Origin of the sequence: Herbaspirillum seropedicae (assembly GCF_001040945.1) — a bacterium.
Classification (GTDB): Bacteria; Pseudomonadota; Gammaproteobacteria; order Burkholderiales; family Burkholderiaceae_D; genus Herbaspirillum; species Herbaspirillum seropedicae.
Genome location: NZ_CP011930.1, coordinates 3,373,153 through 3,388,475, shown reverse-complemented (window position 1 = coordinate 3,388,475; position 15,323 = coordinate 3,373,153). Strand labels below are relative to the sequence as shown.

Genomic DNA, 15,323 nt, shown 5'->3' with positions numbered 1-15,323 from the left:
GTGGCTGCAATCAAATCCGCCATCACTACCCGCCGCTTTGACGCGGTCATCGTCGGCGCCGGTGGCTCCGGCATGCGCGCCTCGCTGCAACTGGCCGAAGCCGGCCTGAACGTCGCTGTCCTGTCCAAGGTCTTCCCGACCCGCTCGCACACCGTGGCTGCCCAAGGCGGCATCGGCGCTTCGCTGGGCAACATGTCCGAAGACAACTGGTACTGGCACATGTTCGACACCGTCAAGGGTTCGGACTACCTGGGCGACCAGGACGCCATCGAATTCATGTGCCGCGAAGCACCGAAGGCCGTCTACGAGCTGGAACACTTCGGCATGCCCTTCGACCGCAACCCCGACGGCACCATCTACCAACGTCCGTTCGGCGGCCACACCGCCAACCTGGGCGAAAAGCCGGTGCAACGCGCCTGTGCCGCCGCTGACCGTACCGGTCACGCGCTGCTGCACACCCTGTACCAGCGCAACGTGCGCGCCAAGACCCACTTCTTCGTGGAGTGGATGGCGCTGGACCTGATCCGCAACGAAGAGGGCGACGTCCTCGGCGTGGTCGCGCTGGAAATGGAAACCGGCGAAATCATGATGCTGCACGCCAAGACCACCCTGTTCGCCACCGGCGGTGCCGGCCGTATCTGGGCGGCCTCGACCAATGCCTTCATCAACACCGGCGACGGCATGGGCATGGCCGCACGTGCCGGCCTGCCGCTGCAGGACATGGAGTTCTGGCAGTTCCACCCGACCGGCGTGGCCGGCGCGGGCGTGCTGATCACCGAAGGCGTGCGCGGCGAAGGCGGCATCCTGATCAACAGCAACGGCGAACGCTTCATGGAACGCTACGCGCCGACCCTGAAGGATCTGGCCCCGCGTGACTTCGTCTCGCGTTCGATGGACCAGGAAATCAAGGAAGGCCGCGGCGTCGGTCCCCACAAGGATCACGTGCTGCTGGATCTGCGCCACATCGGCGCCGATACCATCAAGAAGCGTCTGCCCTCGATCCTGGAAATCGCCCACAAGTTCGCCAACGTCGATGCGACCAAGGAACCGATCCCGGTCGTGCCGACCATCCACTACCAGATGGGTGGCATCCCCACCAACATCCACGGTCAGGTGGTCGCCCCCAAGGGCGGTTCGATGAAGGAAGTGGTGCAGGGCATGTACGCCATCGGCGAATGCGCCTGCGTGTCGGTGCACGGCGCCAACCGCCTGGGCACCAACTCGCTGCTGGATTTGGTGGTGTTCGGCCGCGCCGCTGGCAACCACATCGTCGGCAGCCGCCTGCAGGACCAGAGCCACAAGCCGATCCCGGCCGGCGCCCTGGACCGTTCGCTGGAACGCATTGCGCACCTGGAAAGCAGCACCGGTTCCGAGCGCGTGCAGGACGTGGCCAACGACATTCGCGCCACCATGCAGAAGTACTGCGGCGTGTTCCGTACCGACGCCCTGCTGCAAGAAGGCTACACCAAGATCATGGAGCTGGACGAGCGCCGCAAGCACGTCTCCTTCAAGGACAAGTCCAAGGTCTTCAACACCGCCCGCGTGGAAGCGCTGGAGCTGGACAACCTGATCGAAACCGCCAAGGCCACCATCACTTCTGCAGCAGCCCGCAAGGAATCGCGCGGCGCCCACGCGCACAGCGACTACGAGCAGCGCGACGACGTGAACTGGCTCAAGCACACGCTGTGGTTCTCCGAGGGGAATCGTCTCGACTACAAGCCGGTCAACATGCAGCCGCTGACTGTTGAGACTTTCAAACCTAAAGCACGTACTTTCTAAGAGGTCGCAACATGACTCGCACCCTGAAATTCAAGATCTACCGTTACGATCCGGACAAGGACGACAAGCCGTACATGCAAGACCTGACGGTGGAACTGAAGCCCACCGACAAGATGCTGCTGGACGCCCTGCAACGCATCAAGTCCGACGTCGACGATTCCCTGGCGCTGCGCCGCTCCTGCCGCGAAGGCGTGTGCGGTTCCGACGCCATGAACATCAACGGCAAGAACGGCCTGGCCTGCATCACCAACCTGAACGAGCTGACCGAACCCATCGTTCTGAAGCCGCTGCCTGGCCTGCCGGTGATCCGCGACCTGATCGTGGACATGACCAACTTCTTCAAGCAGTACGACTCGATCAAGCCCTACCTGATCAACGACAGCATCCCGCCCGAGAAGGAGCGTCTGCAGTCGCCCGAGCAACGGGAAGAGCTGGACGGCGTCTACGAGTGCATCCTGTGCGCCTGCTGCTCCACGTCCTGCCCGTCGTTCTGGTGGAATCCGGACAAGTTCGTCGGCCCGGCTGGCCTCTTGCAAGCCTACCGCTTCATCGCCGACAGCCGCGACGAAGCCACCGGCGCGCGTCTGGACAACCTGGAAGACCCGTACCGCCTGTTCCGTTGCCGTTCCATCATGAACTGCGTCGATGTCTGCCCCAAGGGTCTGAACCCCAACAAGGCCATCGGCAAGATCAAGGAACTGATGGTCCGCCGTTCGGTATAAGTCTTATCGGCTTGTATGCCAGCCAGGCCCGCCATGCCGGCGGGCCGCAGCGGGGAGCAGGGCAGTAGGGCTCCCCGCGGCCGGTCCGGTCTGTGCCGGTCCGGTTGATGTGAAAGAGAAGACACAAGAAATGAGCGAGTTCATGACTGCTGAACGTCACCAGGATGATCCGGCCAAACGCGCAAGACTGCGCTGGCGTGCGCGCCGCGGGCTGCTGGAGAACGACCTGATCCTGACACGCTATCTCGACGCCCATGAGGCGCAGATGAGCGACGACGAGGTTGATGCATTCTCGCGCCTGATGGACCTGACCGATAATGACCTGATGGACTTGCTGCTGGCCCGCAAGGAGCCCGAGGCGGCGGTTGATCTGCCCCAGGTGCATGCGTTGCTGAAGAAACTGCGTACTGCCTGATTCTTGCCTGATTGTTGCCTATTTGTTGCGCCTGGCCACAAGCCAGACCGATTTGCCCGATCGCGGCCTGTTCCATCTCGCCACCCGGCGCATCCGAACCATGATGCCGCCCGGCTTGCGGTCGCGGCGTTTGATTAACGGTTTCACCATCCCAGCAAAAGGAAAAGCTATGTCCAACACCGATATCAAAGCTACCCTGTCGTTCTCCGACGGGTCTCCGTCCGTAGATTTTCCTGTCTACAAGGGCAGCATCGGTCCTGATGTGATCGATATCCGCAAGCTCTACGGCGCCACCGGCAAGTTCACCTACGACCCGGGCTTCATGTCGACGGCTTCCTGCAACTCCTCCATCACCTACATCGATGGCGACAAGGGTGAGCTGCTGTACCGTGGCTATCCGATCGAACAGCTGGCGGTGAACTGCGACTTCCTGGAATCCTGCTACCTGTTGCTGCACGGTGAGCTGCCCAATGCCGAGCAAAAGAAGGTCTTCGTCAACACCGTGACCCAGCACACCATGGTCCACGAGCAGATGAACTTCTTCTTCCGTGGCTTCCGTCGCGATGCGCACCCGATGGCCGTGCTGACGGGTTCGGTGGGCGCGCTGTCGGCCTTCTACCACGACTCGCTGGACATCTCCAACGCCAACCACCGCGAAGTGTCGGCCATCCGCATGATCGCCAAGCTGCCGACCCTGGTGGCCATGGCCTACAAGTACAGCATCGGCCAGCCGTTCGTGTATCCGCGCAACGACCTGTCCTACACCGCCAACTTCATGCGCATGATGTTCGCCAACCCGTGCGAAGAGTATCAGGTCAATGAAGTCCTGGTGCGCGCGCTGGACCGCATCCTGATCCTGCACGCCGACCACGAACAGAACGCCTCGACCTCGACCGTGCGTCTGGCCGGCTCCTCCGGCGCCAACCCGTTCGCATGTATCGCCGCCGGTATCGCCTGCCTGTGGGGCCCCGCTCACGGCGGCGCCAACGAAGCCGCACTGAACATGCTGGAACAGATCGGTTCCGTGGACAAGATCCCCGAGTTCATCAAGCAAGTGAAGGACAAGAACTCGGGCGTGAAGCTGATGGGCTTCGGTCACCGCGTCTACAAGAACTACGACCCGCGCGCCAAGCTGATGCGCGAAACCTGCTACGAAGTCCTGAACGAACTGGGCCTGCACGACGACCCGCTGTTCAAGCTGGCCATGGAGCTGGAAAAGATCGCGCTGGAAGACGAATACTTCGTCTCCCGCAAGCTGTACCCGAACGTCGACTTCTACTCGGGCATCGTGCAGCGCGCCCTGGGCATCCCGACCTCGATGTTCACCTGCATCTTCGCCATGGCCCGTACCATTGGCTGGATCGCCCAATGGAACGAAATGATCTCGGATCCGGAACAGAAGATCGGCCGTCCCCGTCAGCTCTTCGTTGGCTCGCCGCGTCGCGACGTGCCGCCGATCGACAAGCGCTGATCGGTCGCCGCCGTTGTCGGCCAGACTTGTCTGGCCGACAACGGCGGTTCGTGCGGAGCGACCCGTTCCTAGTCTCCGGGAGTCCATGGAGGAGGGCGGAAAGGCCGTGCGGCAAGGCTTTGCGGCTGGGCGTTGGTGATAGGAAACGCCCGTCGCATCCGGTTTCAAATAAAAAAGCGAATCCCTGTGGATTCGCTTTTTTATTTGATATTAGGAGATATAATTCCGAAGCGCTGACTGGATGACGTACAGAAGTTCAGGTAGACAAGGTCCTTCCCCCACAACTTGATGCAATCCGCTAACCGGTCAGGCCGTGTCGCGGAAGGTGTAGAAACCCGCTAATCTCGCGAAGCGCGAAGAAAGGTGAGCAAATGACAAAGCTCTACGAGCAATACAACATCAACTCCTACCTGTTCGGTGGGAATGCTCCGTACATCGAAGAACTGTACGAAGCCTACCTGAATAATCCCGGCTCCGTCCCCGACAACTGGCGTGCTTATTTCGACGCCGTGCAACACGTTCCCGCTACCGACGGCTCCACCCGTCCTGACGTGGCCCACGCTCCGGTGATCGCTTCCTTCGCCGAACGCGCCAAGCAAGGCCCGATCCGCACCGTCATCGCTTCCGCCGACTCCGACATGGGCCGCAAGCGCGTCGCTGTCACCCAACTGATCGCCGGCTACCGTGACCTCGGTTCCCGTTTCGCCAACCTGGACCCGCTGCAGCGCCAGGAACGCCCCAATATCCCCGAACTCGATCCCTCCTTCTACGGCTTCACCGATGCCGACATGGACATCGTGTTCAACATCAACAACACCTACTTCGGCCCGGAAACCGCCTCCCTGCGCGACCTGCTGCAGATGCTGCGCGACACCTACACGCGCTCCATCGGCGCCGAGTTCACCTACATCTCGGACATGGCCGAAGTGCGCTGGCTGGAAGAGCGCCTGGAGCCGACCCGTGCCGTGCCCAGCTTCTCCTCCGAGAAGAAGAAGCACATCCTGGAACGCCTGACCGCCGCTGAAGGCCTGGAACGCTACCTCCACACCAAGTACGTCGGCCAGAAGCGCTTCTCGCTGGAAGGCGGCGAGTCCTTCATCGCCTCGCTGGACGAAACCATCCAGCGCGCCGGTGAAAAGGGCGTGCAGGAAATCGTCATCGGCATGGCCCACCGTGGCCGTCTGAACGTGCTGGTCAACATCCTGGGCAAGACCCCGCAGGAACTGTTCTCCGAATTCGAAGGCCGTCACGCTGACGACCTGCCGGCCGGTGACGTCAAGTACCACCAGGGCTTCTCCTCGGACGTGTCGACCCCTGGCGGCCCGGTCCACCTGTCGCTGGCCTTCAACCCGTCCCACCTGGAAATCGTCAACCCGGTGGTCGAGGGTTCGGTCAAGGCCCGTATGGATCGCCGCGGCGACAAGGATGGCTCGCAAGTGCTGCCGATCCTGGTGCACGGCGACGCCGCCTTCGCCGGCCAAGGCGTGGTGATGGAAACCTTGAACCTGGCGCAGACCCGTGGCTACGGCACCGGCGGCACGGTTCACATCGTCATCAACAACCAGATCGGCTTCACCACTTCCGATCCGCGCGACTCCCGCTCGACCCTGTACTGCTCGGACGTGGTCAAGATGATCGAAGCCCCGGTGCTGCACGTCAACGGCGATGATCCGGAAGCCGTCGTGTTCGCCACCCAGATCGCTGTCGACTACCGCATGAAGTTCAAGAAGGACATCGTGGTCGACATCATCTGCTTCCGCAAGCTGGGCCACAACGAGCAAGATACCCCTGCGCTGACCCAGCCGCTGATGTACAAGAAGATCGCCCAGCACCCCGGCACCCGGAAGCTCTACGCCGACAAGCTGGTGACCCAGCAGACCATCCCCGCCGATGGCGGCGAAGAGCTGGTCAAGGCCTACCGCGCCGCGATGGACGCCGGCAAGCACGCCATCGATCCGGTGCTGACCAACTTCAAGAGCAAGTACGCCGTCGACTGGCTGCCGTTCCTGAACCGCAAGTGGACCGACGCCGCCGAAACCGCCGTGCCGATGGCTGAATTGAAGCGCCTGGCCGCCAAGATCACCACCGTGCCGGAAGGCTTCAAGGTCCACTCGCTGGTCGAGAAGGTCTTGAACGACCGCGCCGCCATGGGCCGTGGCGAAATGAACCTGGACTGGGGCATGGGCGAACACCTGGCCTACGCCAGCCTGGTCTCGTCCGGCTATGCCGTGCGCCTGACCGGTCAGGATGCCGGCCGTGGCACCTTCACCCACCGTCACGCCGTGTTGCACGACCAGAACCGCGAGCGTTGGGATGCCGGTACCTTCATCCCGCTGCAGAACGTGGCGGAAAACCAGTCCACCTTCACCGTGATCGACTCGGTGCTGTCCGAAGAAGCCGTGCTGGCCTTCGAATATGGCTACTCGACCGCTGAACCGAACACCCTGACCATCTGGGAAGCCCAGTTCGGCGACTTCGCCAACGGCGCCCAGGTCGTCATGGACCAGTTCATCAGCTCCGGCGAAGTGAAGTGGGGCCGTGCCTCGGGCCTGGTGCAGATGCTGCCCCACGGCTACGAAGGCCAGGGTCCGGAACACTCGTCCGCACGTATCGAGCGTTACCTCCAGCTGTGCGCCGACAACAACATGCAGGTCGTGCAGCCCACCACCGCTGCGCAGATCTTCCACCTGCTGCGTCGCCAGATGATCCGCCTGTTCCGCAAGCCGCTGATCATCATGACGCCGAAGTCGCTGCTGCGTAACAAGGATGCCGGTTCCCCGCTGTCCGACCTGGCCAAGGGTTCGTTCCAGACCGTGATTCCGGAAGTCGATGAGACCATCGACGCCAAGAAGGTCAAGCGCATCGTCGCCTGCTCGGGCAAGGTGTACTACGACCTGGTCAACGCCCGCAAGGAACGTGGCCAGACCGATACCGCCATCATCCGCGTCGAGCAGCTGTATCCGTTCCCGCACAAGGCCTTCGCGGCCGCGTTGAAGCAGTTCCCCAACTTCAACGAACTGGTGTGGGCACAGGACGAGCCGCAGAACCAGGGCGCATGGCTGCAGATCCAGCACAACATCTTCGAGAATCTCTCCGAAGGTCAGAAGCTGGCCTATGCAGGCCGCCCGGCCAGCGCCTCGCCGGCCGTCGGTTACTACGACAAGCACTACGCACAGCAAAAGGCGCTGATCGAAACCGCCTTCGCCAAGCTCAAGGGCTTTGTGCTGACCAAGTAATCATCGATGCAAACGGGACGCGCTGCGAGGGCAGGGCGTCCCTGTTTCCATAAGAACGAAATCACCCGAAAATCGGAGAATCCTGAAAATGGCTCAAATCGAAGTAAAAGTCCCGCAGTTGTCGGAATCCGTCGCCGAAGCGACCCTGCTGCAATGGCACAAGAAGGTTGGCGAACCCGTTTCCCGTGACGAAAACCTGATCGACATCGAGACCGACAAGGTCGTGCTGGAACTGCCCTCGCCGGACGCCGGCGTGATCACCCAGATCATCAAGGCCGACGGCGCAACCGTCGTGGCCGGTGAAGTGATCGCCATCCTCGACACCGACGCTTCCGCCCAAGTGGCCCCGACCGAAGTCAAGGCGGCTCCCGCACCGCAAGCGACCAACGAACCGACCCCGGTCGCCGCTCCCGAGCTGGCTTCCAAGGGCGACGTCGCCATGCCGGCCGCCGCCAAGCTGCTGGCCGACAACAACCTGTCGACCTCGCAAGTCACCGGCACCGGCAAGGATGGCCGCGTGACCAAGGGCGACGTGCTGGGCGCGCTGTCGGCTCCTGCTGCCGCACCTGCCGCCGCTGCCAAGCCGGCCCTGGCGCAAGTCGCCGCCCCGGTCAAGGCCGGTCTGGAAAGCCGTCCGGAACAGCGCGTGCCGATGAGCCGCCTGCGTGCCCGCGTGGCCGAGCGTCTGGTGCAGTCGCAATCGACCAACGCCATCCTGACCACCTTCAACGAAATCAACATGCAGCCGGTCATCGACCTGCGCAACAAGTACAAGGACAAGTTCGAGAAGGAACACGGCGTCAAGCTGGGCTTCATGTCCTTCTTCGTCAAGGCGGTCGTGCATGCCCTGAAGAAGTACCCGATCGTCAACGCCTCGGTCGATGGCAACGACATCGTCTACCACGGCTACTTCGACATCGGCGTGGCCGTCGGTTCGCCGCGCGGTCTGGTGGTGCCCATCCTGCGTGATGCGGACCAGATGTCGATTGCCGACATCGAGAAGAAGATCGGTGAATTCGGCCAGAAGGCCAAGGACGGCAAGCTGTCCATCGAAGAACTGTCGGGCGGTACCTTCACCGTCTCCAACGGCGGTACCTTCGGTTCCATGCTGTCGACCCCGATCATCAACCCGCCGCAATCGGCGATCCTGGGCATCCACGCCACCAAGGAACGCGCTGTGGTTGAAAACGGCCAGGTCGTGGTTCGTCCGATCAACTACTTCGCGCTGTCCTATGACCACCGCATCATCGACGGCCGCGAAGCCGTCCTGTCGCTGGTCGCGATCAAGGAAGCCCTGGAAGACCCGGCCCGTCTGCTGCTGGATCTGTAAGCAACCGGCCATCACGGCGTGAGCTAGGCGCTGAACGGCCCCAGGCATTCAGCGCCTTTTTGCATCCGCTTCAGGCTGGAAGTTGAGCTAGAAGCGGATGCGCACAACGAATCAGGAATACACACATGAGCAAGAATTTTGACGTGGTCGTCATCGGTGGCGGCCCTGGCGGTTACATCGCCGCCATCCGCGCAGCGCAACTGGGCTTCAACACCGCCTGCATCGACGAATGGAAGAACGAAAAGGGCGGCCCCGCACCGGGCGGCACCTGCACCAACGTCGGCTGCATCCCCTCCAAGGCGCTGCTGCAATCCTCCGAACACTATGAGCACGCCAGCCACGGCTTCGCCGAGCACGGCATCGAAGTCAAGGGCCTGGGCCTGAACCTGGAAAAGATGCTGGGCCGCAAGAATACCGTGGTCAAGCAGAACAACGACGGCATCCTGTACCTGTTCAAGAAGAACAAGGTCAGCTTCTTCCACGGCCGCGGCTCCTTCGTCAAGGGCGACGCCAATGGCTACGAAATCAAGGTCGCGGGTGCTGCCGAAGAAACCATCACCGCCAAGCACGTCATCGTCGCTACCGGCTCCAACGCCCGCGCACTGCCGGGCGCCGAGTTCGATGAAAAGCTGATCCTCTCCAACACCGGCGCACTGTCCATCACCGAAGTGCCGAAGAAGCTGGGCGTGATCGGCGCCGGCGTGATCGGCCTGGAAATGGGTTCGGTCTGGCGTCGCCTGGGCGCGGAAGTGACCGTGCTGGAGGCGCTGCCGACCTTCCTGGGTGCAGTGGACGAGCAGATCGCCAAGGAAGCCCAGAAGCTGCTGACCAAGCAAGGCCTGGCCGTGAACCTGGGTGTGAAGATCGGCGCCATCAAGGCTGGCAAGAACAGCGTTTCCGTCGAATACACCGATGCCAAGGGCGACGCCCACACCGGCGAATTCGACAAGCTGATCGTCTCGATCGGCCGTACCCCCAACACCATTGGCCTCAACGCCGAAGGCGTGGGCCTGAAGCTGGACGAGCGCGGCTTCATCGCCGTGGACGGCGACTGCAAGACCAACCTGCCCAACGTGTGGGCGGTCGGTGACGTGGTCCGTGGTCCGATGCTGGCCCACAAGGCTGAGGAAGAAGGCGTTGCCGTGGCCGAGCGTATCGCTGGTCAGCATGGTCACGTCAACTTCAACACCATTCCCTGGGTCATCTACACCTCGCCGGAAATCGCCTGGGTCGGCAAGACCGAGCAGCAACTGAAGGCCGAAGGCGTGCAGTACAAGGCCGGTACCTTCCCGTTCCTGGCCAACGGCCGCGCCCGTGCGCTGGGCGATACCTCGGGCATGGTGAAGTTCCTGGCCGATGCCAAGACCGATGAGATCCTGGGCGTGCACATCGTCGGCCCGATGGCCTCCGAGCTGATTTCCGAAGCCGTCGTGGCGATGGAATTCCGTGCTTCCTCCGAAGACATCGCCCGTATCTGCCACGCTCACCCCTCGCTGTCCGAAGCGACCAAGGAAGCGGCTCTGGCCGTCGACAAGCGCGCATTGAACTTCTGATGCGCGATCAGTGCGACAATACGGGTCGCCGACGCCTGGCCAGCCCCTGGGGCTGGCCGCGTTCGAGTTGCCCGCATAGTGCGCATTGAGATGCCAACCCAATGGGCGAGCCTGGCTCGCCCATTGTCGTTTTACAAGACCACACCATGGATGTCCGTCAATTCTACGAACAGTCGCTGTCCCAGCGCGGTTACCAACCTGATGAAGCGCAGTTGCGCGCCATCGAGCGCCTGCAGCGCGCCTATGAGGAATGGGTGGCCTACAAGGCCCAGCGCGCCTCCACCTTCAAGCGCCTGATCAGCCGGCCGGCCGTGCCGCGCGGCGTCTACATGTGGGGCGGGGTAGGGCGCGGCAAGTCCTTCCTGATGGACAGCTTCTATTCGGTGGTGCCGGTGGTGCGCAAGACGCGCCTGCACTTCCACGAATTCATGCGCGATGTGCATCGCCAGCTCGATGAATTGAAGGGCATTGCCGACCCGCTGGACGAGGTCGCCAAGCGCATCGCCAAGAAGTACCGCCTGATCTGTTTCGACGAATTCCACGTCTCCGACATCGCCGATGCGATGATCCTCTACAACCTCTTGAAGGGCCTGTTCGATCACGGCGTGTCCTTCGTCATGACGTCCAACTACGAGCCCAGCACGCTCTATCCGGATGGCCTGCACCGCGACCGCATGCTGCCGACCATTGCGCTGCTCAAGGAAAAGCTGGACGTCATGAACATCGACGCCGGCATCGACTACCGCAAGCGCGTGCTGGAGCAGGTCAAGGTCTACCACACGCCCCTGAACGCCAAGACCGACGAAGAGCTGCGGGCCGCCTTTGCCGCTGTGGCCGAGGCGACGGAAGAGGATCCGCGCGTGCACATCGAAGCCCGCGAGATTCGCGCTTTGCGTCGCGCCGGCAGCGCCATCTGGTTCGATTTCGCCACCCTGTGCGGCGGGCCGCGTTCGCAGAACGATTACCTGGAACTGGCCAGCCGCTTCCAGACCGTGATCCTGTCGGGCATTCCGCGCATGTCGGCGGCCATGTCGTCGGAGGCGCGCCGCTTTACCTGGCTCATCGACGTGTTCTACGACCACAAGGTCAAGCTGATCATGTCGGCCGCCGTGGAACCGGACGAGCTTTACACCGTGGGTACGCTGTCCAACGAATTCCACCGTACCGTTTCACGTATCATTGAGATGCAGTCCAAGGAATACCTGGATGCGGATCGCCGCTCCATCGCCGACAGCCTCTCCTGAACCCTCAACCGATGATCAAGAACGACATGCAAGTTTTCTTTGCCGATGCCAAGGGCGTCTCCGTTTCCCTGTGCGCGCTGGTGCTGATGCTGGCCGCTGGCGGCGTCGCAGCCCAGGCACCGGATACCCGCCAGGCCGCAGCGCCAGCGGGCGGCGCCGCCACCGCTGCAGCGCCGGCGCCTGTGACAGCTGCGCCCATGACGCGCGAGCGCTTCGAGCAGATCGAGGCGCGTACGCCGATCCGCCAGCGCTACCCTGCGGGTTCGATCAAGTCGGTGGAAATGGCTCAGGCGGTGCTCGATGAGGTGGCCGAGGATCGCCAGGCGGTCCAGCTGCGCTATGTGCTCGACCAGCGCGCCTGCGCCCCCAAGTTCCTGGTCAACAAGTGCCTGGAAGAAGCCAGGGACCGCAAGCGCCTGGCCGAGAAGGACCTCAAGCAGGCCGAGTACGAGGCCAATGTGTTCCAGCGCCAGGCCAACGTCGATGACCGCGACCGTTCGCTGGCCGACCAGCGCGCCAAGGATCAGGAAGACGCCGCCCGCCGCCAGGCCGAGCAGAAGCAAAAGGAAGCCGATTCGGCCCGCAAGGTGCAGGAAAGCAACGCCAAGAATCGTGAAGTCCAGCAGCGCATCGACGCCAACAAGGACGTGCCCGCCGATTACCGCGTGCGCGAGCACGAGGCCAAGCAGCGTCAGCAGCGGGCCGAGGACGCTGCCCGTGCGCCGGAGCGCGCCGCCAATGCCGCCGAGCGCCAGCGCCGCATCCAGGAGGCCGAGCAGCACCGCCTGGAGGTAGAACGCAACAAGGCGGAGAAGGAGCGCGAACGCGCCCAGCGCCAGCAGAACCTGCAGAACCAGCAGCAGGACTCGCCGACGACCGCCCCGGCAGCCCGCTAGGCGGGCAACTTTGCGATCAGGACTTGCGCATGCCGATTGGCGTGCGCAAGCGGGTGCATTACACTAGCAAGCACATCAGCAACGAGCCAGCTCATCATGACCAGTACGCATCGCGAAGACATCCAGCGCCGCATCATCGAACTCGAAGTCGAGCACCGTGATCTCGACAGCGTGATCGATATGCTGATCCGCGATGCCCGTTCGGAAGACCTGCAATTGCGCCGCCTGAAGAAGCGCAAGCTGCAACTGAAAGACCATATCGCGCTGCTGAAGATGCAGCTGGTCCCTGATATCCCCGCCTGAGCCTGTCCGTCGGCGCGCTGCGCCGTACCCCCATGCCGAATTCCTGCTACGCAGGGAGCGCCTGTGCACCGATATCGGAGCCAGCGCCCGACTCCGCGTAAAATAGCGGCTTGTTCCCTTTGAGGGGCCGTGCGCAGTCATTGCTGTGGGCTGCGCTGTCTCACTCTTTTCTACAGGTTTGCCGCAGTGACTGCTCCAGAAGCCCCCGCCGAGATCCCCGATCGCAGTGCCAGCGACCTCACTCCCGCAACGCCCGAAGACGCGGCTGCGGTCGCGGCGCCGGGCGTCCACGACGCCGAGATCGACCGTCTGTTCGGCGCGGGCGGCCCCTTGGGCGGCGCCGTGGGCAGCTACCGGCCCCGCCATGCCCAGACCGAGATGGCCAAGGCCATCGCCACGGCCATCGCCGGCCAGGGGACCCTGATCGCCGAGGCAGGTACCGGCACCGGCAAGACCTTCGCCTATCTGGTGCCGGCGCTGCTGTGGGGCGGCAAGACCATCGTCTCCACCGGCACCAAGACCTTGCAGGACCAACTGTTCAACCGCGACATCCCGACCGTGCGCAAGGCCCTGCACGCACCGGTCTCGGTGGCCTTGCTCAAGGGGCGCAGCAACTACGTCTGCCATTTCCACCTGGAGCGCACGCTGCAGAACGGCCGCCTGACCGCGCGCGAGGATGTGGGCTATCTGCGCGAGATTTCGCGCTTCGTCAAATCCACCTCATCCGGCGACAAGGCCGAGCTGACCAAGGTGCCGGAAACAGCCTCGGTATGGAATCTGGTGACGTCTACCCGCGATACCTGCTTTGGCGCGGAATGCCAGTATTACCAGGATTGCTTTGTCATGAAGGCGCGCAAGGAAGCCCAGCAGGCCGATGTGGTGGTGGTCAACCATCACCTCTTCTTTGCCGACGTGGCCCTGAAGGACACCGGCATCGCCGAACTGCTGCCCTCGGCCAATACCGTGATCTTCGATGAGGCCCACCAGTTGCCGGATACCGCCACGCTGTTCTTTGGCGAGACGATCTCGACCTCGCAGATCCTGGAGCTGTGCCGCGACGTGCTGGCCGAAGGCCTGTCGCATGCCCGTGACGGCGCCGACTGGGCGCGTCTGGTGGCTCCGGTAGAGCGTGCCGCGCGCGATCTGCGGCTGGCGTTTTCCGAAGACTCGGTGCGCCTGGCGCTGAACCAGATCGCACCCTCCAGCACCTTCTTCCCGGCCCTCGATACGCTCAAGGACTGCATGGACGACATGATCACCGTGCTGGAGAAGCAGGCCGAGCGCGCCGAGACCATCGAGCAGTGTCGCGACCGCGCCAACGAATTGCTGCGCCAACTGGAAAACTGGGGTACGCCCGAGGAGCTGGAGAAGATCCAGGCCGAAGCGGCCGCCAAGGCGGCGGCCAAGCCTGCCGAAGCCAAGCGCGCGGAGTCGGGTGATGAGCAACAGGAGCCGTCTGGCCAGAAACCCTTCTACGTCTTGTGGGTGGAGGCTTTCCAGTCCTCCCTGCAACTGCACCGCACGCCGCTGTCGATCGCTCCCATCTTCAACAAGCAGCGGGAAGGTACGCCGCGTTCCTGGATATTTACCTCGGCCACGCTGGCGGTGAAGAAGGATTTCAATCACTACGCCGCCCAGATGGGCTTGTGGAATGCACCGGCGCAGTCCTGGCCCAGCCCGTTCAACTATGGCGAGCAGGGCATCCTGTACGTGCCGCAAAACCTGCCGCAACCCAATTCCTTCGAATACACCGACGCGGTCATCGACGCCGCGCTGCCCATCATCGAGGCGGCCGGTGGTCGCTGCTTCTTCCTCTGTACCACGCTGCGCGCGGTCAATCGTGCGGCCGAACGCCTGCGCGCCGAATTCGAGGCGCGCGGCCATGCCTTCCCGCTGTTCGTGCAGGGGGAGGCTGGACGCACCGAATTGCTGGACCGTTTCCGTGCCGCCGGCAATGGCGTGCTGATCGGCAGCCAGAGCTTCTGGGAAGGCGTGGACGTGCGCGGCGATGCGCTCTCGCTGGTCATCATCGACAAGCTGCCGTTCTCCCCGCCCGATGACCCGGTACTGGCAGCGCGCATCAGCGAGATGGAAAAGCAGGGCTTGAACGGCTTCGTCCATCATCAACTGCCTGCGGCCATCATCAACCTCAAGCAGGGCGCGGGCCGCCTGATCCGTGACGAGGGCGACCGGGGCGTACTGATGATCTGCGACCCCCGCATCATTACCAAGAACTATGGCCGCCGCATCTGGCAGAGCCTGCCACCGTTCAAGCGCACCCGCGAGCAGGAGGTGGTGCAAGCCTTCTTCCGCGAGCAGGATGCGCGCCGGGCGGCGGCTGCAGGCGAGGGCGCTGGTCCGGAGCAACACTGAA

11 protein-coding genes are annotated in these 15,323 nt (G+C 63.0%); all 11 read left to right on the top strand.

Translation table 11 applies throughout. The features are described 5' to 3' along the window. The gene (gene sdhA, locus ACP92_RS14870) at positions 1-1,779 is read left to right on the top strand and encodes a succinate dehydrogenase flavoprotein subunit (protein WP_008329930.1); all 1,779 of its coding nucleotides are present in this window, start codon (positions 1-3) and stop codon (positions 1,777-1,779) included. 11 nt (positions 1,780-1,790) lie between these two features. Further along, positions 1,791-2,501 carry a succinate dehydrogenase iron-sulfur subunit gene (locus ACP92_RS14865; protein WP_006463281.1) on the top strand — a complete coding sequence of 237 codons (711 nt, stop codon included), beginning with the start codon at positions 1,791-1,793 and terminating at the stop codon, positions 2,499-2,501. Between the two features lie 130 nt (positions 2,502-2,631). Next, entirely contained in the window at positions 2,632-2,916 is a 285-nt protein-coding gene (locus ACP92_RS14860; protein WP_013234931.1) for an FAD assembly factor SdhE, read from the top strand. Between the two features lie 169 nt (positions 2,917-3,085). Then, entirely contained in the window at positions 3,086-4,387 is a 1,302-nt protein-coding gene (gltA, locus tag ACP92_RS14855; RefSeq protein WP_041310932.1) for a citrate synthase, read from the top strand. Positions 4,388-4,758: 371 nt separating this feature from the next. Continuing rightward, a complete protein-coding gene (locus tag ACP92_RS14850; protein WP_013234929.1) occupies positions 4,759-7,623 on the top strand; it encodes a 2-oxoglutarate dehydrogenase E1 component in 2,865 nt (954 codons plus the stop codon). Between the two features lie 88 nt (positions 7,624-7,711). After that, positions 7,712-8,953, top strand: coding sequence for a 2-oxoglutarate dehydrogenase complex dihydrolipoyllysine-residue succinyltransferase (gene odhB, locus ACP92_RS14845; RefSeq protein ID WP_013234928.1), 1,242 nt, complete (start codon positions 7,712-7,714; stop codon positions 8,951-8,953). A 125-nt stretch (positions 8,954-9,078) separates the two neighbouring features. Then, complete coding sequence (lpdA, locus tag ACP92_RS14840; protein ID WP_013234927.1) at positions 9,079-10,506, top strand: dihydrolipoyl dehydrogenase; 1,428 nt, start codon at positions 9,079-9,081, stop codon at positions 10,504-10,506. Positions 10,507-10,652: 146 nt separating this feature from the next. Then, positions 10,653-11,750 (top strand): cell division protein ZapE, encoded by a 1,098-nt coding sequence (zapE, locus tag ACP92_RS14835; RefSeq protein ID WP_013234926.1) that lies wholly within the window; start codon positions 10,653-10,655, stop codon positions 11,748-11,750. Positions 11,751-11,776: 26 nt separating this feature from the next. Beyond that, the gene (locus ACP92_RS14830; protein WP_232284849.1) at positions 11,777-12,646 is read left to right on the top strand and encodes a hypothetical protein; all 870 of its coding nucleotides are present in this window, start codon (positions 11,777-11,779) and stop codon (positions 12,644-12,646) included. 96 nt (positions 12,647-12,742) lie between these two features. After that, complete coding sequence (locus ACP92_RS14825; protein WP_006463294.1) at positions 12,743-12,949, top strand: YdcH family protein; 207 nt, start codon at positions 12,743-12,745, stop codon at positions 12,947-12,949. Positions 12,950-13,249: 300 nt separating this feature from the next. After that, a complete protein-coding gene (locus ACP92_RS14820) occupies positions 13,250-15,322 on the top strand; it encodes a DNA repair helicase YoaA (RefSeq protein ID WP_171941763.1) in 2,073 nt (690 codons plus the stop codon). Position 15,323: the final 1 nt, after the last annotated feature.

Coding starts and splice junctions, on each gene's coding strand:
- ACP92_RS14850 (WP_013234929.1), top strand. CDS start 4,759: ATGACAAAGCTCTACGAGCAATACAACATCAACTCCTACCTGTTCGGT.
- ACP92_RS14830 (WP_232284849.1), top strand. CDS start 11,777: ATGCAAGTTTTCTTTGCCGATGCCAAGGGCGTCTCCGTTTCCCTGTGC.
- gltA (WP_041310932.1), top strand. CDS start 3,086: ATGTCCAACACCGATATCAAAGCTACCCTGTCGTTCTCCGACGGGTCT.
- odhB (WP_013234928.1), top strand. CDS start 7,712: ATGGCTCAAATCGAAGTAAAAGTCCCGCAGTTGTCGGAATCCGTCGCC.
- ACP92_RS14825 (WP_006463294.1), top strand. CDS start 12,743: ATGACCAGTACGCATCGCGAAGACATCCAGCGCCGCATCATCGAACTC.
- ACP92_RS14865 (WP_006463281.1), top strand. CDS start 1,791: ATGACTCGCACCCTGAAATTCAAGATCTACCGTTACGATCCGGACAAG.
- lpdA (WP_013234927.1), top strand. CDS start 9,079: ATGAGCAAGAATTTTGACGTGGTCGTCATCGGTGGCGGCCCTGGCGGT.
- zapE (WP_013234926.1), top strand. CDS start 10,653: ATGGATGTCCGTCAATTCTACGAACAGTCGCTGTCCCAGCGCGGTTAC.
- ACP92_RS14860 (WP_013234931.1), top strand. CDS start 2,632: ATGAGCGAGTTCATGACTGCTGAACGTCACCAGGATGATCCGGCCAAA.